Origin of the sequence: Actinomyces sp. ICM39 (assembly GCF_000282935.1) — a bacterium.
GTDB classification, from domain to species: Bacteria; Actinomycetota; Actinomycetes; order Actinomycetales; family Actinomycetaceae; genus Pauljensenia; species Pauljensenia odontolytica_B.
The window spans coordinates 24,722-45,799 of sequence record NZ_ALCB01000070.1; the positions used below are offsets into that span (position 1 = coordinate 24,722).

General features: G+C 65.7%; 22 protein-coding genes. All 22 read right to left on the reverse strand.

Annotated features, from left to right (window positions below):
* Positions 1 to 11 precede the first annotated feature (11 nt).
* Complete coding sequence (locus tag HMPREF1137_RS04535; protein WP_034496817.1) at positions 12 to 1,118, reverse strand: DNA glycosylase AlkZ-like family protein; 1,107 nt, start codon at positions 1,116 to 1,118, stop codon at positions 12 to 14.
* On the reverse strand, positions 1,118 to 1,810 hold the full coding sequence (nucS, locus tag HMPREF1137_RS04540; protein ID WP_007589403.1) for an endonuclease NucS: 693 nt from the start codon (positions 1,808 to 1,810) through the stop codon (positions 1,118 to 1,120). Before nucS ends, HMPREF1137_RS04535 begins: the two co-directional genes overlap by 1 nt.
* Positions 1,811 to 1,832: 22 nt before the next feature.
* A complete protein-coding gene (locus HMPREF1137_RS04545) occupies positions 1,833 to 2,237 on the reverse strand; it encodes a DUF2550 family protein (RefSeq protein ID WP_007589421.1) in 405 nt (134 codons plus the stop codon).
* 25 nt (positions 2,238 to 2,262) lie between these two features.
* Positions 2,263 to 2,535, reverse strand: a complete 273-nt coding sequence (locus HMPREF1137_RS04550; protein ID WP_007589438.1) for a F0F1 ATP synthase subunit epsilon — start codon at positions 2,533 to 2,535, stop codon at positions 2,263 to 2,265.
* Positions 2,535 to 3,983: a F0F1 ATP synthase subunit beta gene (gene atpD / locus HMPREF1137_RS04555; protein ID WP_003792927.1), complete on the reverse strand. Its 1,449-nt coding sequence runs from the start codon at positions 3,981 to 3,983 to the stop codon at positions 2,535 to 2,537. The genes HMPREF1137_RS04550 and atpD overlap by 1 nt, the downstream gene beginning before the upstream one ends.
* A 25-nt stretch (positions 3,984 to 4,008) precedes the next feature.
* Entirely contained in the window at positions 4,009 to 4,938 is a 930-nt protein-coding gene (locus HMPREF1137_RS04560) for a F0F1 ATP synthase subunit gamma (RefSeq protein WP_007589380.1), read from the reverse strand.
* Positions 4,939 to 4,941: 3 nt separating this feature from the next.
* A complete protein-coding gene (gene atpA, locus HMPREF1137_RS04565; protein WP_007589411.1) occupies positions 4,942 to 6,579 on the reverse strand; it encodes a F0F1 ATP synthase subunit alpha in 1,638 nt (545 codons plus the stop codon).
* Between the two features lie 48 nt (positions 6,580 to 6,627).
* Complete coding sequence (locus tag HMPREF1137_RS04570) at positions 6,628 to 7,446, reverse strand: F0F1 ATP synthase subunit delta (RefSeq protein ID WP_007589415.1); 819 nt, start codon at positions 7,444 to 7,446, stop codon at positions 6,628 to 6,630.
* Positions 7,443 to 8,003 carry a F0F1 ATP synthase subunit B gene (gene atpF / locus HMPREF1137_RS04575; RefSeq protein ID WP_007589435.1) on the reverse strand — a complete coding sequence of 187 codons (561 nt, stop codon included), beginning with the start codon at positions 8,001 to 8,003 and terminating at the stop codon, positions 7,443 to 7,445. The genes HMPREF1137_RS04570 and atpF overlap by 4 nt, the downstream gene beginning before the upstream one ends.
* Positions 8,004 to 8,008: 5 nt before the next feature.
* On the reverse strand, positions 8,009 to 8,218 hold the full coding sequence (gene atpE / locus HMPREF1137_RS04580) for an ATP synthase F0 subunit C (RefSeq protein ID WP_003792932.1): 210 nt from the start codon (positions 8,216 to 8,218) through the stop codon (positions 8,009 to 8,011).
* Between the two features lie 41 nt (positions 8,219 to 8,259).
* A complete protein-coding gene (gene atpB, locus HMPREF1137_RS04585; protein ID WP_196792955.1) occupies positions 8,260 to 9,150 on the reverse strand; it encodes a F0F1 ATP synthase subunit A in 891 nt (296 codons plus the stop codon).
* A gap of 82 nt (positions 9,151 to 9,232) precedes the next feature.
* On the reverse strand, positions 9,233 to 9,526 hold the full coding sequence (locus HMPREF1137_RS04590) for a hypothetical protein (RefSeq protein ID WP_007589424.1): 294 nt from the start codon (positions 9,524 to 9,526) through the stop codon (positions 9,233 to 9,235).
* Positions 9,523 to 10,629, reverse strand: a complete 1,107-nt coding sequence (locus tag HMPREF1137_RS04595; protein ID WP_007589447.1) for an MraY family glycosyltransferase — start codon at positions 10,627 to 10,629, stop codon at positions 9,523 to 9,525. The genes HMPREF1137_RS04590 and HMPREF1137_RS04595 overlap by 4 nt, the downstream gene beginning before the upstream one ends.
* Positions 10,626 to 11,300 carry an L-threonylcarbamoyladenylate synthase gene (locus HMPREF1137_RS04600; RefSeq protein ID WP_034496820.1) on the reverse strand — a complete coding sequence of 225 codons (675 nt, stop codon included), beginning with the start codon at positions 11,298 to 11,300 and terminating at the stop codon, positions 10,626 to 10,628. Before HMPREF1137_RS04600 ends, HMPREF1137_RS04595 begins: the two co-directional genes overlap by 4 nt.
* The gene (locus HMPREF1137_RS04605) at positions 11,297 to 12,208 is read right to left on the reverse strand and encodes a N5-glutamine methyltransferase family protein (protein ID WP_034496822.1); all 912 of its coding nucleotides are present in this window, start codon (positions 12,206 to 12,208) and stop codon (positions 11,297 to 11,299) included. The genes HMPREF1137_RS04600 and HMPREF1137_RS04605 overlap by 4 nt, the downstream gene beginning before the upstream one ends.
* Positions 12,205 to 13,299: a peptide chain release factor 1 gene (prfA, locus tag HMPREF1137_RS04610; RefSeq protein ID WP_007589416.1), complete on the reverse strand. Its 1,095-nt coding sequence runs from the start codon at positions 13,297 to 13,299 to the stop codon at positions 12,205 to 12,207. Before prfA ends, HMPREF1137_RS04605 begins: the two co-directional genes overlap by 4 nt.
* A 94-nt stretch (positions 13,300 to 13,393) precedes the next feature.
* Complete coding sequence (rpmE, locus tag HMPREF1137_RS04615; RefSeq protein WP_007589405.1) at positions 13,394 to 13,615, reverse strand: 50S ribosomal protein L31; 222 nt, start codon at positions 13,613 to 13,615, stop codon at positions 13,394 to 13,396.
* Between the two features lie 261 nt (positions 13,616 to 13,876).
* Complete coding sequence (locus HMPREF1137_RS04620; RefSeq protein WP_034496825.1) at positions 13,877 to 15,076, reverse strand: hypothetical protein; 1,200 nt, start codon at positions 15,074 to 15,076, stop codon at positions 13,877 to 13,879.
* 51 nt (positions 15,077 to 15,127) lie between these two features.
* Positions 15,128 to 16,795 (reverse strand): DUF5129 domain-containing protein, encoded by a 1,668-nt coding sequence (locus HMPREF1137_RS04625; protein ID WP_007589436.1) that lies wholly within the window; start codon positions 16,793 to 16,795, stop codon positions 15,128 to 15,130.
* A gap of 89 nt (positions 16,796 to 16,884) precedes the next feature.
* Positions 16,885 to 17,880: a DUF5129 domain-containing protein gene (locus HMPREF1137_RS04630; RefSeq protein WP_231284025.1), complete on the reverse strand. Its 996-nt coding sequence runs from the start codon at positions 17,878 to 17,880 to the stop codon at positions 16,885 to 16,887.
* 287 nt (positions 17,881 to 18,167) lie between these two features.
* The gene (gene rho, locus HMPREF1137_RS04635; RefSeq protein WP_007589460.1) at positions 18,168 to 20,027 is read right to left on the reverse strand and encodes a transcription termination factor Rho; all 1,860 of its coding nucleotides are present in this window, start codon (positions 20,025 to 20,027) and stop codon (positions 18,168 to 18,170) included.
* 100 nt (positions 20,028 to 20,127) lie between these two features.
* Entirely contained in the window at positions 20,128 to 21,078 is a 951-nt protein-coding gene (gene thrB, locus HMPREF1137_RS04640; RefSeq protein WP_007589446.1) for a homoserine kinase, read from the reverse strand.

Genomic DNA, 21,078 nt, shown 5'->3' on the forward strand with positions numbered 1-21,078 from the left:
CACCTGACACATCACTGCTGCGTCTCAGACAACCATTTCTCCCAGTCATCGAACGCTCGTCGCGCTGATTCCTCATAGGTCCCGCAGCCGTCGGCGGTCACAACCTGGCTACCGGGGGCGCGCACGGCAACCAAGCGTCCACCTGCGACAGCAATCGGACGGAACATGCCGTTCTTCGCCGGGCAGATCAAAGCCTCGCCCGGCTCGTCCGTCAGGCAGGAGCGGTCCTTGTAGCCGACATGTAACTCATCAAATGAGGGCAGCGCGAGCATCGCCTCCGCCTCAGCGCGGAAGTCTTCCACGAGATCTGCGAGATCTGCGCGAGCCAGACCGGCTCCATATTCCGCAAGAGGAAGACCTATACTCTCCCCCGCCACGCGCGCCCCGGCCAACGCTCGGCGCGCTTCGGTGAGAGTCAACCCGGTCCACCTAGCCACGTCCGCCTCGTCGATGGGACCGTGCCCCCAGGCGTAACGCGCTGCCAGGACCGCGAGGGCTTCTTCGTGCCCGGGCTCTCCTTTCGCGACCCCGGGGGCGGCCGGAAGTGAGCGCGCGTCAACGATCAGGTGTTCACCCGCGCGCACGGGCCCCGCGGTAAGCACACCGTCCAGGTTCAGGCGCATGATGAGGTGGCGACGCCGTAGCCCGTCCTGCGCGGAAGAAGTCGTCACCGTATCGATCCCCCTACTACCCCACGCCTCGACAAGCTCGGCGCGGCTCACTCCCTGGGGTGAGGTATCCAGCAGGTCACACGCAACCTGCGCCGCACGTTCGACGAGAGCATCGGTGAGGCCCAGAGAAAGCGCCTGGCGTTCCCACGCCGCACGCCGGTGACGCAGCAGACGGCGCAGCCAATGGTGGTCACGGGCGCTCGTCACGTGAATGGTGCCGCGCATCGGCCAGGAGCGAACCAGCTCACCACGTGCGAATGACTCCTCGACGCGAGCGCGCGACACTCCCGCGCAGCGCACGCCAATCGCCCACGGGATCGCGCTCGCCTGCTGACCTTGCAGTGCCGCCAGATTCTCAACGGTGTCCAGCGGCGAACGCGCCGCGGTCGCAGGGACGAGTCCTTGGGCGATGATTCTCCCCAGGCTCACACGACGGGATGCCTCCATCAGAACAGACGAGACTCGGGGTCATCCACCCCGCGCATCGCGTCGTAGTCGAGTACCACGCAGCGGATACCGCGATCCTCGGCGAGGGTGCGCGCCTGCTTGGTGATCTCCTGGGCTGCGAAAATACCGGTCACATCGCCGAGGAGCGCATCGCGCCCCAGCAGCGACAGGTAGCGCGTCAGCTGCTCAACGCCATCGATGCCGCCCCGGCGCTTCACCTCGATCGCCACGTGATTGCCGTCGGCGTCGCGCACCATGAGGTCCACCGGGCCCACGGGCGTGGGGAACTCGCGGCGCACCAGCTCCCAGCCGTCGCCAAGGATCTGGGGCACCTGCTCCGCGAGTAGCTCCTGCAGGTGCGCCTCGACGCCATCCTTCACGAGGCCGGGATCCACACCCAGATCCTCGGTGACATCCGCGATGATCTCGTGGATGCGGATGATCAGCTTGTCGTCAGTCTTGTCGGCCTGAACCGTCCAGACCTGCTCGACGCCTTCCTCGTCCTCGCCGGGTTCCCCCATGGAAACCGTGCAGGGAGCGGTCATCCAGTTAAGCGGCTTGTAGGAACCGCCCTCGGAATGGATGAGGACAGAGCCGTCACCCTTGAGCATGATGACGCGCTTAGCGGCATCCAGGTGGGCGCTCAGACGACCGGAATAATCAACGGTGCAGGAAGCAATAACAATACGCACCCCGCGAGCTTACCAATCCTGCTCAGACCAGGCGCGGAGGACCGGACTCCACCCAGGAGACCAATCCGTTATATGTCAAGCGTTCTACGGCCACCTCGTAACGATGGTCACCATACGCCAGTCGCACCTCGACGACGGAACCGTCGGCCGAGTGCGCAATCGGGGCCGAGACCTCCATGCCCCGACGAGGGATCGAATACACCGGCTTAAAGGTCAGCCCCACCAGCCGATACCAGGACAGCTCCTCGACGCCATACACGCCAATGCCAGCCGTCCAGCCAGAGTGAACGTCCGGGCGCGACCAACAGCGGAAAGCACCCAGACGCGAAACGATCCTGCGGGCGCGCACATTCATGTACACCCACAGGATCGCCCCGACGCACGCGAGGAGAACCGCACACCAGATCACAATCGTCATCAGGCTCATGAGGTCCTCCTCGCGCTGCGTCGAATTACTGTTCTGCCACTGTAGCGTGGTCGGCCACGACCGTGACGAAATCCGAGTCGACTGAGGCAAATCCCCCAGTGACCTGGAAAGACACGACCTCGTGCGCGCGGGACACCGTCACAGTTCCCTCGCTCAGCTGGGCGAGGAGCGGCTGACGGCCCGGCAGGACACCGAGGCTTCCGTCGACCGTCGGAAACTGGACGGACGCGGCCGCGCCGTGCCACAGGCGTCCCTCGTGGGAGACGACCTCAACCTGCAAGGACTTGCCCGATGCCATCAGGCTTCCTTGGCCAGCTCGTGAGCGTTGCGCTCCAGGTCATCGATGCCACCGCAGTTGTAGAACGCCTGCTCCGGAACATCGTCGTAGTAGCCCTCGGCGATACGCTTGAACGCCTCAATGGTCTCCGACAGCGGCACGGTCGAGCCGGGCACGCCCGTGAACTTCTCGGCCATGTACATGTTCTGCGACAGGAACTGCTCGATGCGGCGAGCACGCGCGACGGTGACCTTGTCGTCCTCGCTCAGCTCGTCGACGCCGAGGATGGCGATGATGTCCTGCAGCTCCTTGTTCTTCTGCAGGATGGCCTTGACGTGCGTGGCGACGTCGTAGTGCTCGCGACCGACCAGGGCCGGGTCGAGGATACGCGAGGTCGAGGCCAGCGGATCCACGGCGGGGTAAATACCCTTGGCCGCAATCTCACGGGAGAGCTCGGTCGTCGCATCCAGGTGGGCGAAGGTCGTCGCCGGGGCCGGGTCGGTGTAGTCGTCGGCGGGAACGTAAATCGCCTGCAGCGAGGTGATCGAGTGGCCACCGGCCGACGTAATGCGCTCCTGAAGCAGACCCATCTCGTCAGCCAGGTTGGGCTGGTAACCCACGGCCGAGGGCATGCGGCCCAGCAGCGTGGAAACCTCGGAGCCCGCCTGGGTGAAGCGGAAGATGTTGTCGATGAACAGGAGGACGTCCTGGTGCTGGACATCGCGGAAGTACTCCGCCATGGTCAGGCCCGTCAGGGCGATGCGCAGACGCGTGCCCGGCGGCTCGTCCATCTGGCCGAAGACGAGGGCGGTCTTGTCGAAGACGCCCGCCTCTTCCATTTCACCGATGAGGTCGTTGCCCTCACGGGTACGCTCACCGACGCCGGCGAACACGGAGACGCCGCCGTGGTCCTGGGCCACGCGCTGGATCATCTCTTGGATGAGGACAGTCTTACCGACGCCCGCACCGCCGAAGAGGCCAATCTTGCCACCCTGCACGTAGGGGGTCAGCAGGTCGATGACCTTGATGCCGGTCTCGAACATCTTGGTGCGTGCCTCGAGCTGGTCGAAGGCCGGGGGCTGACGGTGGATCGGCCAGCGCTCGGTGACCTCGAGGGTCTCGCCTTCTTCAAGGTTCAGCACGTCGCCGGTCACGTTGAACACGTGGCCCTTCGTGACGTCGCCGACGGGCACGGTGATCGGGGCGCCGGTGTCGGTGACGGGGGCGCCACGCACGAGGCCGTCGGTCGGCTTCAGCGCGATGGTACGCACGAGGTTGTCACCGAGGTGCTGGGCAACCTCGAGGGTCATCGTGAAGGTCGACTCGCCCTCACCCTGGCCTGCGAGGTTCACCTCGACGGTCAGCGCGTTGTACAGCGGCGGGATGCGGTCCGGGGGAAACTCGACATCGACGACAGGGCCGACGACGCGTGCGACGCGTCCCTCGGCGATTGCATGTGTATCAGTCATGGTGTTACTCCGTGTCTCGAAGGGCTTAGCTCGCGTTAAGAGCGTCGGCCCCGCCCACGATTTCGGTGATTTCCTGGGTAATTTCCGCCTGGCGGGCCGAGTTCGCCAGACGCGTGTACTTGGTGATGAGCTCGTTCGCGTTGTCCGTCGCGGTGTGCATGGCGCGCTGGCGCGATGCAAGCTCGGACGCTGCCGACTGCAGGAGCACGTTGTGGATACGCGCCTCCACGTACAGGGGAAGAAGCGTGTCCAGAACAGCTTCCGCAGACGGAATAAACTCGTATTCCGGCTGGGCCAAGGACGGATCGTCCGCGAAGCCGCGTTCGGTGGCGCGCTCCTCGTCTGATTCGGGGGCGTCCACAACCGTCAGCGGCAGCATCTGGCGTACCTCGGGCACCTGACTCATCACGGTCTTGAAGCGCGTGTACACGAGGTGCAGCGCGCCAACGCCCGTATCCGGGTCCGGGTCCAGGAAACGTTCGAGCAGCACGTTCGCCATCTCACGCGCGGTCTCGGGGGACGGAGAATCCGACTCCCCTTCCCACTCGCGTTCGATGTCAACGCCGCGGAAGCGGAAGTACGCCGAGGCCCTGCGACCGAAGGTGTAGACGACGGGCTCGTAGCCGTCCTCACGCAGGTCCGCGATGAGTTTCTCCGATTCGCGCAGGATGGTCGCCGAGTAGGCTCCGGCCATACCGCGATCCGATGCCACGACCAGGATGGCCACGCGATTGGTATCCTCGCGTTCCTCGGTCAGCGGGTGGTCGAGGTCCGTGTGGACCGCGACCGCCGCGACCGCCTGGGTCAGGGCCTTTTCGTAAGGCCCCGCCTCGGTGGCAGCGCGCCGCGCCGCGCCAATGCGAGACGCAGCGATCATCTCCATGGCGCGGAAGACCTTCGCGAGCGTCGTCGTCGAGGCGATACGCTGCTTGTAGATCCTCTGCTGTCCACCCATCGCTTAGGCCTTCTCGCTCGTGCGACCGCGCGAAATTTCCTCGCGGGTGCGCTCAGCCACGACCTCGCCGTCCTCGAGTCCGGCGGCGCCACGTCCGGCGCTGATCCACTGGTGGTGGAACTCCTCGACGGCGTTCTTGAGCGCCTCCTCCGTCTCGGAGGTCAGGTCGCCGGTCGCCGCGATCGTATCGAGCACGGTGGAGTTCGCGTGGAGGTGGTCGAGCAGGCCTCGCTCGAAGCGCAGGACGTCCTCGACCTCAATGTCATCGAGGTAGCCCTTGGTGCCCATCCAGATCGAAGCGACCTGGTCTTCCATCGCGTAAGGCGTGGACTGAGGCTGCTTGAGCAGCTCCATGAGGCGCTCACCGCGGGTCAGCTGACGACGAGTCGCCGCATCCAGGTCGGAAGCGAACATGGCGAAGGCGGCCATCGAGCGGTACTGCGCGAGCGTCAGCTTGAGCGTACCAGCGACCTTCTTCATGGCCTTGGGCTGGGCCGCGCCACCAACACGGGACACGGAGATACCCACGTCGACGGCAGGACGCTGATTCGAGTTGAACAGGTCGGACTGCAGGAAGATCTGGCCGTCGGTGATCGAAATGACGTTGGTCGGGATGTAGGCCGACACGTCGTTCGCCTTGGTTTCGATGATCGGCAGGCCGGTCATCGAACCGCCACCCAGGGCGTCCGAGAGCTTCGCGCAACGCTCCAGCAGGCGGGAGTGCAAGTAGAAGACGTCGCCGGGGTAGGCTTCGCGGCCCGGCGGGCGACGCAGCAGTAGCGACACCGCACGGTAGGCCTCGGCCTGCTTGGACAGGTCGTCGAAGACGATGAGGACGTGCTTGCCCTGGTACATCCAGTGCTGGCCAATGGCGGAACCCGTGTAGGGGGCCATGTACTTGTAGCCGGCGGGGTCCGAGGCCGGGGAGGCCACGATGGTCGTGTACTCCATAGCGCCAGCATCCTCGAGCGTGGAGCGCACGGATGCGATGGTCGAGCCCTTCTGGCCGATCGCCACGTAGATGCAACGCACCTGCTTGTTCGGGTCGCCGCTCTTCCAGTTCTCGCGCTGGTTGAGGATCGTGTCAAGGGCGATCGCGGTCTTACCGGTCTTACGGTCGCCGATGATGAGCTGACGCTGGCCGCGGCCAACCGGGATCATCGAGTCGATGGCCTTCAGGCCGGTGGCGAGGGGCTCGTGGACGCTCTTACGCGCCATAACGCCGGGGGCCTGCAGTTCGAGCGCGCGGCGCCCGTCCAGGTCCGTGATCTCGCCGAGACCGTCAATCGGGCGGCCGAGCGGGTCAACCGTGCGGCCCAGGTAGCCGTCACCGACGGGAACCGAGAGAACCTCGCCCGTGCGGTGCACAACCTGGCCCTCTTCGATGCCGCCGAAGTCACCGAGGACGACGGCGCCGATCTCGCGCTGGTCGAGGTTCATGGCCAGGCCCAGCGTCCCGTCCTCGAAACGCAGCAGCTCGTTCGCCATGGTGCCGGGCAGGCCCTCGACGTGCGCGATACCATCGGCCGTTTCGATGACGTGACCCACCTCTTCGGTGGCCACGTCCGCCGGACGGTAGGACTCCATAAAGGAGTCCAGTGCTCCGCGGATTTCCTCCGGGGAGATGCTGAGGTCAGCCATGAGGATTCCTAACTAGGTAAAAGAAAATTAATGTGTGTACGAGAAGTGCTAGCTGGCGATCGCGTCGCGCGCTGCACTGATGCGGCTGGCCAACGAGGCGTCGATCGCGGTCATGCCCGCGCGCAGACGGAAGCCGCCAATGAGCTCAGGATCGACCGAGATCGCCAGGTCAACGGGCGTGCCGTAGCGCTTCGTCAGGATCGTGCGCAGGCGCTCGACCTGCGCGTCGCTCATCGGCGAGGCCGTGGCGACCGTCACGAAGAGGCGGTCCTGCATGGTTGCGGCCCACTGAGCGTAGCGACGCAGGTTGTGCAGCAGACGACCGTGGTTCGATCGGCCAACAGCACGGCGCACGAGGCGCATTGTCCAGACGCTGATGCGCTCGCCAAAGAGCTTGGTTGCGATATCCCCGCGCTCGTGAGAGTTGCCCTTGGACGTATCCGACAGGCGCACGCGCACCTCGCGGTTGTGTGCCAGGAAGTAGCGGACCTGGAACAGCTCCTCGCGGACCTGATCGAGGGCGTTGTGAGCACCCGCAGCATTGAGCACGCCGAGAATGCCAAGCACCTCGAGCGTGTCCGCCACATCCGCCGGATGACGCCAGTGGTCGGCGACGACCGCATTCACGACGGACAGCGTCGCAGCCGTCACGTGCGAAGCGAACGCGCTGGAGGCGAGCCCCCGCTTATCTGCGACCGACCGCGCCGGGTCGGTCGCTGCACGCGCGAGACGAGTGTTCTCCTTGAACAGGTCGGCCAGGCCGAAAAAATCCTCGGCAACCCGCATTGGGTCGGTGCCGGGTGTGGCCAGGGCCGCCGCCAGCTCCTTCGCGAAGGGGACGGACTCGATCGTGCGCATCTGTGTCATCGCTTCTCCTCGACCCGGGCGCTGTCGGCCTCGAGCTCGTCAAGGAAGCGATCGACCACGCGAGAAGTCAGGGCCGTGTCGGTGAGGTGCTCACCGATGATCTTCTCTGCCAGCTCGGAGGCGAGCAGACCCACCTCGGAACGCAGGGAGATCTGCGCAGCCTGCTTCTCGGCGAGGATCTGACGCTCGGAGGCCTCGAGAATACGGTTGGCCTCGCTGGTTGCCTCGTGACGCGCGGCGGCCACGATGGCCTTCGCTTCGTCGTTGGCGCGCTCACGGATGGTGTGCGCTTCAGCGTGAGCCTCGCGAATGATCTCCTCGCGCTTGAGCGCAGCGGCAGCCTGATCGGCCTTCGCTTGCTCGGCGGCGCCGAGGCCCTCCTCGATCTTCGCAGCGCGCTCGTCCATCGTCTTGTAGATGCGAGGCAGCGCGTAGCGTCCGACGAGGAGCAGGACGATAAGCAGAACGAGAGCCGACCAGAAAATCTCGTACAGCGGCGGCAGGATGACGGCGAGGCCGCCGACCTCCTGGTCCGACGCGGCGACAATCTGGTGCATGGCGATCACTTAACGATGAGCGGCAGAACGAAGCCGATGAGGCCGAGGGCCTCGACCATGCCGGCGCCGATGATCATGTTGGTGAAGAGACGGCCGGCAACCTCGGGCTGACGGGCGGTCGCTTCCTGGGTCTTGCCGACCATGAGGCCGATGCCGAGGCCGGGGCCCAGGGTGGCGAGGCCGTAGCCGATGTAGGCGAATGCTGCGGTTCCCATAGTGGTTTCCTTCTGTTAGTAACGCCGGGTGGCGTTGGGGGTCAGTGATGTTCGACGGAAAGCTTGATGTACACGGTCGACAGGATCGTGAAAATGTACGCCTGCAGGAAGGCAACGAAGACCTCGAAGCCCGTCATGACAAACATGGCGGCACCGGTCAGCGCGGACGCGGCAGACAGGACGGAGAGCTCGTGGAGCAGAATCGCCGTTCCAAAGTAGGTCATACCCAGCAGGAGGTGGCCCGAGATCATGTTGCACAGAAGACGCAGGGTCAGCGTGACGGGGCGAACGATAAAGTTCGAGAGGAACTCGATGGGCGTAATCAGCAGGTACATGGGGACGGGCAGTCCCGGCGGGAAAAGCTGCGAGGAAAAGAAACCGCCGACGCCCTGCTTGGAGATACCCGCACCGATGAAGGTCACGTACGTAATGAGCGCGAAGACCATCGGGACGGCGACGACCGACGAGGCCGCGATGTTGATGCCGGGGATGATGCCCGCAATGTTCATCGACAGGACGCCAAAGAACAGGAAGCCAATGAAGCCGGAGAACTTGCGACCGGTCTTGGGGCCAAGCATGTCGAGAGCAACATTGTCGCGAATGTAACCGGCGAGCCCCTCGATGACCATCTGTCCGCGGGTCGGCACCAGCTGAGGCTTGCGCGCGACTGCGACGAGGATGAGCGAGACGAGTACGCCCATGATCACGCGGGCGAGAGTCAGTCGGTTGAACTCGAAGAACGTTCCCTCACCGAAAATCACGGTCGGGAAAAAGTCCTCGAGGGCCGGCTGGTGGGGGTGCTGCGTGAACGCAGGGTAGGCGGTGAGTGCGATGACGATGAGAAGGATCGCGAGGCTCACCCAATACCAACGCGGCTTGGACGCGGTGCGGCGAGCAGGCGCGTGATCGGACACTGAATGTGCCTCCTTCATCTCAACTCCATTGGTTTGTGTCTGCTGCCGGGGCAACTCAACCATTCTATACAGAGAAGGGGCCGCCTAGCGCGCGCAAGGGTTACTGAGTGTCGCTCGGCGCGTCCACGTTCATCGTGCGCTTGCGCATCATGACCATCATCTCGACCGTCGAGGACACGATAATCGCGATGATCGTGGCGATTGCGGCCACCCGGACGTCCATGCCCAGGGCGCGCGGAACATACAGTCCGATGGCCAGCAGAGCGATCTTCGCCGCGTATCCGCCGGTCACCCATCCGATGAAGTGGGAGGGCGAGCGCAGAGCGCGCGAGGTGAAGAACCACTGCGCGCCGCAGATGATGACGACCATGACAACAGCGAGCAGGTAGCTCATGCGGAAACCTCTTCGTGGGCGGGGTCTTCCTTGGGGAATTCACGGGTGGTGACAGCCACACCGATTGCTGCCGCAATGATGGCGACGAGCGCGACGCTCCACCACTCGAACACGAGGAGCCCGACTGCGGGGACGCAGACGATGGCGGTCCACATCCACAGGATCGCAACGACCCCGCGGTGAGAGTGCCCGGCAACGAGGAGACGGTCGTGGAAGTGGGAGCGGTCGGCAACGAAGGGGCTCTTGCCTCGGCTCATGCGGCGAATCGAGGTGACGACCAAGTCGAGGACGGGCATAAAGATGACCGACAGCGGCAGGATGAGCGGCAGCGCGGACACGATCATCTGCTGGCGTCCGAGCAGCGAGGGATCGATCTTGCCGGTGACGATGATGCCGGCGGCAGCCAGGACGAGGCCCATGGTCTCCGCTCCCCCGCCCATCATGATCGAGGAGGGGTGGAAGTTGAACCAGAGGAAGCCTGCGCACACTCCGAGCAGCGCGATCACGATGAGGCTAGCGGTCGTCGCGTAGGAGGCCGCGCCCATGAGCCGGGTGACGATGTAGGAATAGACGAAGAAGGACCCCGCACCGATCGCGATCATGCCGGAGGCCAAGCCGTCGAGCCCGTCGATGAAGTTGACGGCGTTCATGATGCCGACAATAAAAAAGACGGAGACGAAGAGCCACAGTCGGGAGGATCCGAGCGTCAGGCCGAAAATCGGGAACGAGGCCAGCTGCACCCCGCCGAAAGCCATACCACCCGCGATCAGCACCTGACCGCCGAGCTTGGCCATCCAGTCCAACTCGATGATGTCATCGATGATGCCGAGGATGCACATGGCACCGGCACCGGCCATGACGGCCCACGGGACCGTGGTGGTAAAAAGTGGCGCCATGTAGGGGATCCGCGAGGCAAGCAGCATCGTGATGATCAGTGCGATCGTCATCGCGACGCCGCCGAGGCGCGGAATCGGTGTCTTCTGGATGTCACGCCCACGCACGGGCGGCAAGATGTTGAACCGCAAGCACGCCCAGCGCACAGCCGGGGTCAGCAGGATCGTCAGGGCCATCGCAATGGCACCCAGCAGCAGGTAGACCTTCACGAAGCAGCCCCTTCGACGGGGGCGATGGGCACGCCAGCGGCGGCGCTGAGGTCATCCAGGGAGATGGTCCCGAGGCGGAGAGCCCGGGGCGCATCGTGCGCGAAGTCAACGATTGACGAGGCCGTGGAACCTTGTGTGGGGCCACCGTCGAGGTAGGCGGACACGCGTGTTCCGAAGTATCCGACGGCCTGCTCGACCGAGGTCGCGGGAGGCTGACCGGTCAGGTTCGCGGAGGTGACGGCCATTGGTCCGAAGTCATGCAGGAGGCGCAGGAGGGCCGACTGGTTCGGCATGCGCACCCCGATGGTGCCGCCGGTTTCACCCAGGTCCCACCCGAGGTCGGGGCGGGCGCGCAGGATGAGGGTGAGTCCGCCGGGCCAGAAGGCACGCGCAAGGGCGCGGGCGGCCTCGGGCACATCGACGCACAGCGAGTCGATCGCGTCGACGGACGCGACGAGCACGGGCGGCGGCATCTGCCGTCCGCGGCCCTTGGCAGCCAGGACCGCAGCGACGGCCTCGGGGTTGGCAGCGTCCGCGCCAATGCCGTAGACGGTGTCCGTGGGGACGACCAGGAGATGGCCGTCGCGCAGCTCCCGCTGGGCGCGCGCTTGGTCAGCCTCACTCAGGGAAGGAACGGCGCTCAGGATCGTCTCAGTACTCATCGTGTTCATTGTGTCACGGATGCGGTGGGCTTCGTCGATTCGGGCGCGCGGGCGCTCAGGAAACGACGCCTGCCAGCCAGGTCGGGCAGCGTCGTAATATCCGTCATCCCCAGCTCGGCGGCGAGCGCCGCCATGGCCTCTTCCTGCGTGGGCGAGTGTTCCATCAGTAGGACGCCACCGGGGCGCAGGAGGGTGAGGGCGCGTCGCGCGACGCGCGCGGGGATCTCGGTCCCGTCCGGGCTTCCCCCGTACAGGGCGACGTGGGGGTCGGCACTGGCCTCGGGCTGCGTGGGCATCTCATCGGCGGGAACGTAGGGCGGGTTGGTGACGACGACGTCGACCATCCCGTCCAGGTGCGCGAGCGTGGCTGGATCCGTCGCGTCGCCTCGCTCCAAATGAAGGCAGGGAACACCCACGGCGTCACGGTTCTGACAGGCCAGGGCGAAGGGCTCGGCTTCCTTCTCAACTGCCCATACCTCGGTGCGGGTGGTCTCGATGGCCACCGCCAGCCCGATCGCGCCGGAGCCGGCGCACAGGTCGACGACTCGAGCCTCACCGCGGCGGGAGACGACCGACATGGCCTCGTCAATCGCGAGGCCGGCAAGAACCTCGGTCTCCGGGCGCACGACGAACACACCGGGGCGAGCGGCCAGGGTCAAGCCACGGAAGAACATGCGACTCGTGACGTGCTGAAGGGGAATACGCAGGGCCCTCTCCCCCACCGCCGAGCGCAGTTTCTCGGCCTGGTCCTCGTTCAGCTCCGCCGGCAGTTCCCACTGGGACGAGGCGTCACATGCCCACTCGAGCAGCTCACGCACGTCCGCATCGACCGAGTCGATGCCGGCCTTCGTCAGGCGTTCGCGTGCCCACGCACGCGCGTCCGTGATGGACCACGTCCCCATGTCTCCTCCAATCATGACTGAGCGGCGGCAGCCAGGCGCTCAGCCTCATCAGCTTCCTGCAGCGAAGCGATGACGGCATCGAGCGCGCCGGACAGGACCGCGTCCAGGTTGTGAGCCTTGAAGCCCGTGCGGTGATCCGCGATGCGGTTCTCTGGGAAGTTATAGGTGCGGATGCGCTCCGAGCGATCCACGGTGCGCACCTGGGACAAACGCTGGGCCGAGGCCTCGGCTTCCTTCTTCGCCCTCGCCTCGGCGGCCAGTCGCGAGGCCAGCACGCGCAGCGCGGCCTCCTTGTTCTGCAGCTGCGACTTCTCATTCTGCATCGAGACGACGATGCCCGAGGGGATGTGCGTGATGCGCACGGCGGAGTCGGTCGTGTTGACCGACTGGCCGCCGGGGCCGCTGGACCGGTAGACGTCGATGCGCAGATCGTTCGGGTCGATGACGATCTCCTCGTCGTCCTCGATCTCCGGCATGACGAAAACACCTGCGGCGCTCGTGTGGATGCGGCCCTGCGACTCGGTGACGGGCACGCGCTGCACGCGGTGCACCCCGCCCTCGTACTTCAGGTGTGCCCACACGCCCTCGTCGGGTGCGGGCGTGCCCTTCGCGCGGATCGCGAGCGTGATGTCCTTGAAACCGCCGAGCTCCGTGTGGGTCGCGCTCATCTCGGTGACGCTCCAGCCGTGCGCTTCCGCGTAGCGGGCGTACATGCGGGCCAGATCGGAGGCGAACAGCGCGGATTCTTCGCCGCCTTCACCCGCCTTGATCTCAAGGATGACGTCCATCGCATCCTCGGGGTCGCGGGGAGCCAGAATCTTCACGAGCGCCTCGTGGGCAGCCGTTTCCTCTTCCTCGAGGGCGGGAATCTCGTCGGCGAAGGAACGATCTTCGGCGGCCAGCTCTCGGGCGGCCTCGAGGTCTCCCGAGGCGGAGGAAAGCCTATCGGCAGCAGCCTTCACGCGGCCAAGCTCGGCGTAGCGTCGGCCGACTCGGCGCATCAGCTGCGGGTCCGCCAGCGTTTGGGGATCCGCCATCTGCGCCTCAACCTGCTCGTATTCCTGCAGCAGGGGGCCCAGGGCACCGAGTTCATCCGTCGCGGCCACGATTCACCACTTCCTTCGTTCCATACAGTTGACAAAGCGGCGGCGCCGTCGGCCGTGAGGCCAACGACACCGCCGTTGAGCTAGCCGCTCACCCTCACTTGGAGGGGCGCACGCGCTTGCCGTAGCGAGCCTCGAACTTGGCGACGCGGCCGCCGGTGTCGAGGATCTTCTGCTTGCCCGTGTAGAACGGGTGGCAGGCCGAGCACACGTCCACGCGCATCTCACCGGAGGTGATGGTGGAACGGGTGTGGAACGAGTTGCCGCACGTGCAGGTCACGACGGTGTCCACGTATTCGGGGTGAATACCCTGCTTCATGGAGTTTCTCCTGGATCGTTTGGTGCCCCGGGTCCGGACATGCAGCGTCCCCCGCATCTGGCGGGGACTCACCTTCCAGCGCGCCAACAAGCGCCTGGGGCATGCCGGTGAACCGGTAAGCCGACACGACATTATCGCACACGCCCCCACCCCCTTCAACGAGGGAAGGCCCCCGCAGGCGTGACATCGGCTATGGGCGGACACGACGATGGCCCCGCGCCCGCGACTCCACGGGGTAGAGGCGTGCGCGGGGCGCGACCCTCAGCGTGTGCGCCCGCGCGGACCGACGTTCGCGGCCGACGTGAGGTAGGTCGCCCGCGAGGGGCCGTACCTCGAGGTTCCGTCCCACACGAGATAGCGGTGGAGATACGCCGGGGGCACGTAGAGCTCCGTGCCAAACGCCGTGAAGCGCGCGGTGGAATGGGCCGCACTCCCCTTGAGGTTGATACCCGCGCTGTTTGCGGTCAGCCGTATCGCCTGGGCGGGGTTGTAGGTGTACGTCGCGCCGGCGATCCGATATGCGCCGAGGTATTGCGTCTCGTTCCTGCGCAGCTTCTCCCCCGCGCCCGTCCTCCAGCGCTTGTAACGCCTCTGCCCAATCATGGACGTGTCGGCACCGAGAGCCGCCTCGACGAGGCGTACGAGGCGCACCCTGACCTCGTCGGCGATCCGATCGAGGTGCGTGAGTGCCTCGGCGGGATCCATCTGTGCGCGCTCGACGCTCGCCCCCAGGTCGTTGACGGCCAGGCGCTGCTCATCGAGCCACAGTATGAGGGATGCCGCCATGCTGAGAACCATCGGCTCCTTGCTGCGCCTCGGGACAGTTTGCGTGATGGTCTCAACGACGGTCAGGTCCTCGTACACCGGACCCAGCTCGTTCTCCCACACCGCGCGCCAGGCGGGAGCGAGCGCGAAGAGATCGCGCGCGGCCATCATCGCGACGTGCGCGTCCATCAGGGCGTGGAAATCCTCGACGATCATCTCCGTTTCCCGAGCCGTTGCGGCGCTCAGCGAAGCGAGGAACGGAATCGAAGCCTCCGCAGCGATACAAGCGTGCAGATTGTCGCGCTCGGCCCGAGCGGCCTCGAGGCGCGCAGTCAGACCTCGGTCGTAGCGCCCGGCCCCGAGGAGTGGAAGAAAGGCACGCTCCACCTCCAGGTGACGCTTCTCCAGACCATCCCACTCCTCGGCTGCCCGCCGTATGTTCTCGCGGGCGAGACGGCGCAACATCCATCCCCGCACCCACACGACAATCCCCGCGATCGAGGTTGCCCACGCGTACCAGGGGGGCCACACGAGGCTCTGCGGGAGTTCAATGGCGGACGCCATAGCAAACCACGCGGGGGTCGCGAGGAACAGGAGCAGACCCGCCACGATCCGCAGGAAGCCGCGCAGACTGCGCCACAATGTCTTGGGGCGTTCTGGAGCCTGAGTGAGCGCGCCTGGCGCTATCGATGTCATGGCTCCACTCTGACACGGATAGCACTCAGCTGCCCGGTATCCCGATGGGACTCAGAAGGACGAGGAGGAACCGGAGCCCGAGAAGCCACCCGAAGAGGAACCGTAGTTCGCGCTCGACGTACTCGACGAGGAACTGCCGCTAGAGATCACGTATTCGTCGAGGTACAGGGGCCTCACGTAGATGTAGCTGTCGTAGTCTTTGAAACGACTCGACGTGTTGGCCCGGTATGCCGCGAGGTTAACACCGGCGGAGTTCGCGGTCAGTCGAATCGTCGACGCGGGGTTGTACTCGTGCGTAGCACCCTCGCTGAGGTAGGAGCCGTTGTAGAACATCTCGGCTGCATTCACGAGTTCGGCTGGGGGGCTCTGCCACCTGGCATACCGCTGCCTCCCCTCCGTTGAGGTGTCGAGCGCTAGCGCGCTCGTCACCACATCCGCCAGGCGCGTGCGGCTCTCATTCGCGATTCGGTCGAGTTCTTCGAGAGCCTGAACCGGGGTGACCTCGGCGCGCTCGAGACGGGTGCCGAGGCCGAGCAGCAGCGCACGTTGCTCATTCGTCCACTGGAACAGCGACTTGGTCGCCCCGTGCACCTTCGGGCTCTTCACGTGGTCGCGCACCTTGACCCCGACGTTGTCGACAGCCAGCAGATCTTCGAAGACCGGGCCAACTTCGTTGTCCCATACGGTGCGCCAGCCGGGCGCCAACGCGAAAAAGTCGCCCGCAGCCAAGATTGCGTGGTCTGCGTCCGCCAACGCACGCAGGTCCTCAAGAATCAGATCCGTCTCATCCGAAGCTCGCGCGCTCAGCATTCCGAGAGTGCTCGTCGTTTGCGCCTCGGCGATTCGGGCCCGCACCCGCTCGTATTCGGCTCGCGCACACTCGTAGCGCGCGGACAACCCCGTCGTGTAGTGACCAGCATCGAGCAGCGCCACAAATGCGCGCTCGACGTCACCGCGGCGACTTTCCAGAGCGGCCCATTCATCAGCGAGCTTCTGCGCGTTTCGCTGAGCCTTGCGCCGCAGGCTCTGCCCGCGCGCGAGAATCACGATTCCGCCGAGGGTAGCGACCCATCCCTTCCATCCGGGCCACTGCACGTGATTCTCAAGGCTCATGCCCTCCGCATTGGGCATGAGAGCTGCCGCCTCAGTGACCGCAGCAACCACACCCTGGCTCCAACGCCCGTTGCGGAAATCGTCCTTCGCCGCATTCTGAATACTGTCCTGGATCGACAGGACCGGGGCAACGTCCTCACCGAAGTAGGTGCCGACCTGTCGGTGCGTGGGAGACACCGCGAGAATGAAATAGCCGTCGGCCCATTTGTAGCCATTGCGCGCAATCCACTCCGGGTGCTTCGCGCGTGCGTACTTGAGTGTTGCCTCGTCCAAGTTGTCATCGGTCAAGTTGTCGGTGGACAGGATGACAAGGTGGGTGGGCCGCAGGAAGCCGATCCCCTCGAGGACGACGCTCAGGGGGCGACCGTCGATGCTCTGAAAGCTATGGGTCTCGTCGTGAATTTCCACGACGGGCGCGATCAGGTTGGACGCCTGCGCCGTCGGCTTACTGTATTCGTAGTACGACACTGCGAACCACGCAGGCGTCACCAGGAGCAGGAGCACCCCCACCACGACGCGCAGAAAACCGCGCGCGCTGAGGCTCATGATCCGGGAGGCGCGCCCCTCAGGACCGGTGTTCGTTGCATCGCTCGTAGAAGACGTCATACATTCACTCTGACACGACGGTCAGGGAAATGCTTGGCGGCGCAGTCGTTTTCGAGACAAGAAAACGGGATGAGCGGCTCTCGTCTCTCTCAGGCGGACGACGAACCGTCGCCTGGCGCGTCCACATCGCCGCTCACGTATCGGTCGAGATACATGGGCAGCAGATAGACGGACGAGCCACCAGCCGTCAGGACACCGGTCGCAGGAGCCGGCAGTCCTTCCAGGTCAACGCCTGCCGAGTTGGCGGTCAGTCGAATCGTGGCCGCCGGGTTGTACTCGATGTCAGTGTCCGCGTGCTGGCTCCAATAGGCTGCGTCGTACTCCGCGTGAGCCGCGGTGAGCCTGATGCCCGCGCTCCTCCATCGCATGTAGCGTTGCCGTCCGCGCGACGAGGCGTCGGTGGCGAGAGTCGCTTCGATGAGCTCGGCGGTGCGCGCTCGCGCCTCGTTGGTCATCCGATCGAGTTCTTCGAGGGCCTGATCGGGAGCGATCTGCCCGCCCTCAAGGCGTGTCCCGAGGTCGTTCACCGCATCCTTGCGGTCTCCCACCTGCTCCCTGAACGCCTCAATCTCCGCCAGAATACCCGGCTCCGTGTTGACATTTTCGAGGGTGTCTGCGACGTCGTCGAGTATGTCCAGGTCTTCGATGATCGGGCCGACCTCGGTCTTCCACACGTCGCGCCAGCCGGGCGCGAGCGCGAAAAAGTCACGCGCAGCCATGATCGCTGCATCCGCGTCTGCCAGGCGTTCCATCCGCGCAAGGATCTCTTCCTCCGCGCCTCCCGACGCCTCGCTCAGCGACGCGAAGAAACCCGGTGACCTATGCTCGGCGATCCGTGCACCAACCCTGTCGCGTTCGGCTCGGGCACACTCATGGCGTGCCGTCAGTCCAATCTCGTAGTGCCCGGCACCGACGAGCGTGGAAAACACGCGCTCAACCTCTATCCGCTGGCTCTCCAAGGCAGCCCATTTCTCAGCGATCATCGTCATTTTCTGACGTCCCGAGCGCCGAATACCGGCGCCGCGCCACAGCACGCCGCTTCCGCACAGCGCCATGACCCAGCCGGTCCAATTCGGCCAGCCCACCGATTCTCCCATCCCCTGATGGGCATGGTCATAGATGGCGATCGCCAGCTGAAGGGGGGCCGGCAGTACGAGAAGGAGACCAAGAACGAGGCGCGCACATCCGCGCACAGCACTCCAGGACCGGCGCGAGGACTCCCGTGTCGCCTGCGCATTGAACACATTCGGTGTCGCGTTCACCATGCCCCAAGTCTGACATAGGCCGTGATCAGTTGTCCGGTATTCAGGCGCGGACCGAAAAGAGAGCGGGGCGAGCGGCTCTCGCCACTCGCCCCGCTCTCACCCGCCGATCACTCGGAGGGCGTCGTCTTCTGGATGAGCATGAGGAACTCAGCGTTGGACTGGGTTTCCTTGAGCTTGTCGAGGACCAGCTCGAGGCCCTGCTGCTGATCAAGGGTGCCCAGGACGCGACGGAGCCTCCACATGATGCGCAGCTCCTCGGGCTTGAAGAGCAGCTCCTCGCGACGGGTGCCCGACGCGTTGAGGTCGATCGCGGGGAAGATGCGGCGCTCGGCGAGCTGACGCGACAGACGCAGCTCCATGTTGCCGGTGCCCTTGAACTCCTCGAAGATGACCTCGTCCATCTTCGAGCCCGTCTCCACCAGCGCGGAGGCGATGATCGTCAGCGAGCCGCCCTCGGAGATGTTGCGGGCAGCGCCGAAGAACTTCTTGGGCGGGTACAGTGCGGACGCGTCCACGCCACCGGAGAGGATACGGCCCGAGGCGGGCGCGGCCAGGTTGTAGGCGCGCGACAGACGCGTAAGCGAGTCAAGCAGGACGACGACATCCTGGCCCAGCTCGACCAGGCGCTTGGCGCGCTCAATCGCAAGCTCGGCGACGGTCGTGTGATCCGATGCGGGACGGTCGAAGGTGGAGGCGATGACCTCACCCTTGACGATCGAGCGCATGTCGGTGACCTCTTCGGGGCGCTCGTCCACGAGGACGACCATGAGGTGCACCTCGGGGTTGTTCAGTTCAATGGCCTTGGCCATCTGCTGGATGACCATGGTCTTACCGGCCTTGGGCGGGGAGACGATGAGGCCACGCTGGCCCTTGCCGACGGGGGCGACCAGGTCGATGACACGCGGCGTGTAGGCCTTGGGAGAGGTCTCCATGCGCAGCTGCTCGGAGGGGTAGACCGGGGTCAGCTTGCCGAACTCGCGGCGTGCCTGCGCCTGCTCGATGGTCATGCCGTTGACGGAGTCAACGCGCACGAGGGCGTTGTACTTCTGGCGCTGACGCTCGCCCTCGCGGGGCAGGCGCACGGCACCGGCGACCGCGTCACCGGCGCGCAGGCCCCAGCGGCGCACGTTGCCGAGCGTCACGTAGACGTCGTTCGGGCCGGGCAGGTAGCCGGAGGTACGCACGAAGGCGTGGTTCTCCTGGATGTCGAGGATGCCGGCGATCGGCGCGAGGTTGTCCTCGCCGCCGCGCGCGGGGCGGGCCTCGCGGTTCTCACGACCCTCGCCGCGGTTCTCGCGATTCTCGCGGTTCTCACGGCTTTCGCCGCGGTTCTCACGGTTCTCGCGGTCGCGACGACCACGGCGGCCGCGCTCACGGCGGGGGCGACGTGCCTCGGTGTCATCGCCGTCAGGCAGCTCGATGTTCAGGACGGTTTCGACGACGGTCGTGTCGGGCTCCGGGGTGGGCTCGGTGCGCTCAGCTGCCGGCAGGGGCAGGTCGAGGGTGACGTGCGCGGGCTCGACGGCGCCCTGGCTCACCGCGCGGCGGCGGCGAGAACGTCGCGGAGCCTCGGCGGGCGCGTCGGCGGCGGGAGCCTGCTCAGCCGACTTGTCGGCTGCCGGCTTCTCGGCCTTGACAGCCTTCTTCTTGGACGAGGCAGGGGCGTCCTCGCGGGGACCCTTTTCCTGCGGGGTCGAGGCGCCGGCTCCGTTGCTCAGCAGCTCGATCAGCTGGGACTTACGAAGCTGGGAGATGCCCTTGAGGCCGCGGGAGGCGGCCAGAGCCTTCAGCTCAGGCAGCTTCATCGCCGACAGCGACGTGGTCGTCTCGGCGGAGGTTTCGTTGCTCACGAAGTGATCCTTACTGGAATGCGCCCACAGCGGGCGAGGTGATTGCTCAAGCACACGAAAAAGCTTGATCAGGAAGATGCGCAAAAGAGGCGCATCGCGAAGGCCGAAGTCGAACATTCGTCTCGACCTGAAAAAAATATAGCAAGACCGCCAGCCCGCTGTCGATCAGACGGCACGGCTGGCGGTGCTTGCGCAGAAACTCACAGCGCGTAAATGCTCAGAATTCCACCTTCGAGAGGCTTCCGCGGGTGATCTGCACGCCCTGGGGAGCCACGCCCATCGGGACGACTCGCCACCCGGCAGCCGCGGCATCCCGGCGGATGTCGGCGCCGACGGACTCCAGGGAGAGAACCGTCGGGCCCGCACCGGAGACGACGGCGGCAAAGCCAGCGCCGCGCAGCCAGTCGACGAGGGCAAGAGAGGGTTCCATGGCGGCGCGACGCTGCTCCTGGTGCAGGCGGTCGCGCGTGGCCTCCATGAGGAGCGCGTGCAGGTCCGCTCCCCCGCTCGCCTGCGCATTGCCCGAGAGCACGGCGGCGAGCAGGGCGCCGCGGGCGACGTTGAAGCTCGCGTCGCCGTGGGGCACGGTTGCGGGCAGCGCGGCACGAGCGGCGGCGGTCCGCAGCTTGAAGTCCGGGATGAAGGCGACCGGGTGAATGCCCTCGGGCGGGGTCAGGCGTACGCTGCCCACCTCGGAGGTCTCCTCGTTCATCCAGGAGATGGTCGCACCGCCGAAGACGGCGGGAGCCACGTTGTCGGGGTGGCCCTCCATCTGCGAGCCGATCTCGAGGATCTCCTGGCGGCCGAGCACGTCGGCGTCACCGATGAGGGCCCGCGCCAGCGTCACGCCGGCGACGATGGCGCTCGCAGAGGAACCCAGACCTCGAGAATGGGGAATGCGATTCGTGCAGTGCATGCGCACGCCCACCTGGGGCGCGCCGGCGCGGTCGAGCGCGAGGCGCAGGGCGCGCACGACGAGGTTATCCTCGCCCTGCTCGACGTTCCCAGCTCCCTCTCCCTCGACGACGACCGAGGTGGCCCCCGTCGTCGCGTGGACCGACACCTCGTCCCACAGGTCGAGGGCCAGGCCCATGGAGTCGAATCCGGGGCCGAGGTTCGCGCTGGTCGCGGGAACCTTCACCGCGACGAAGTCATCACGCAGGCGCAC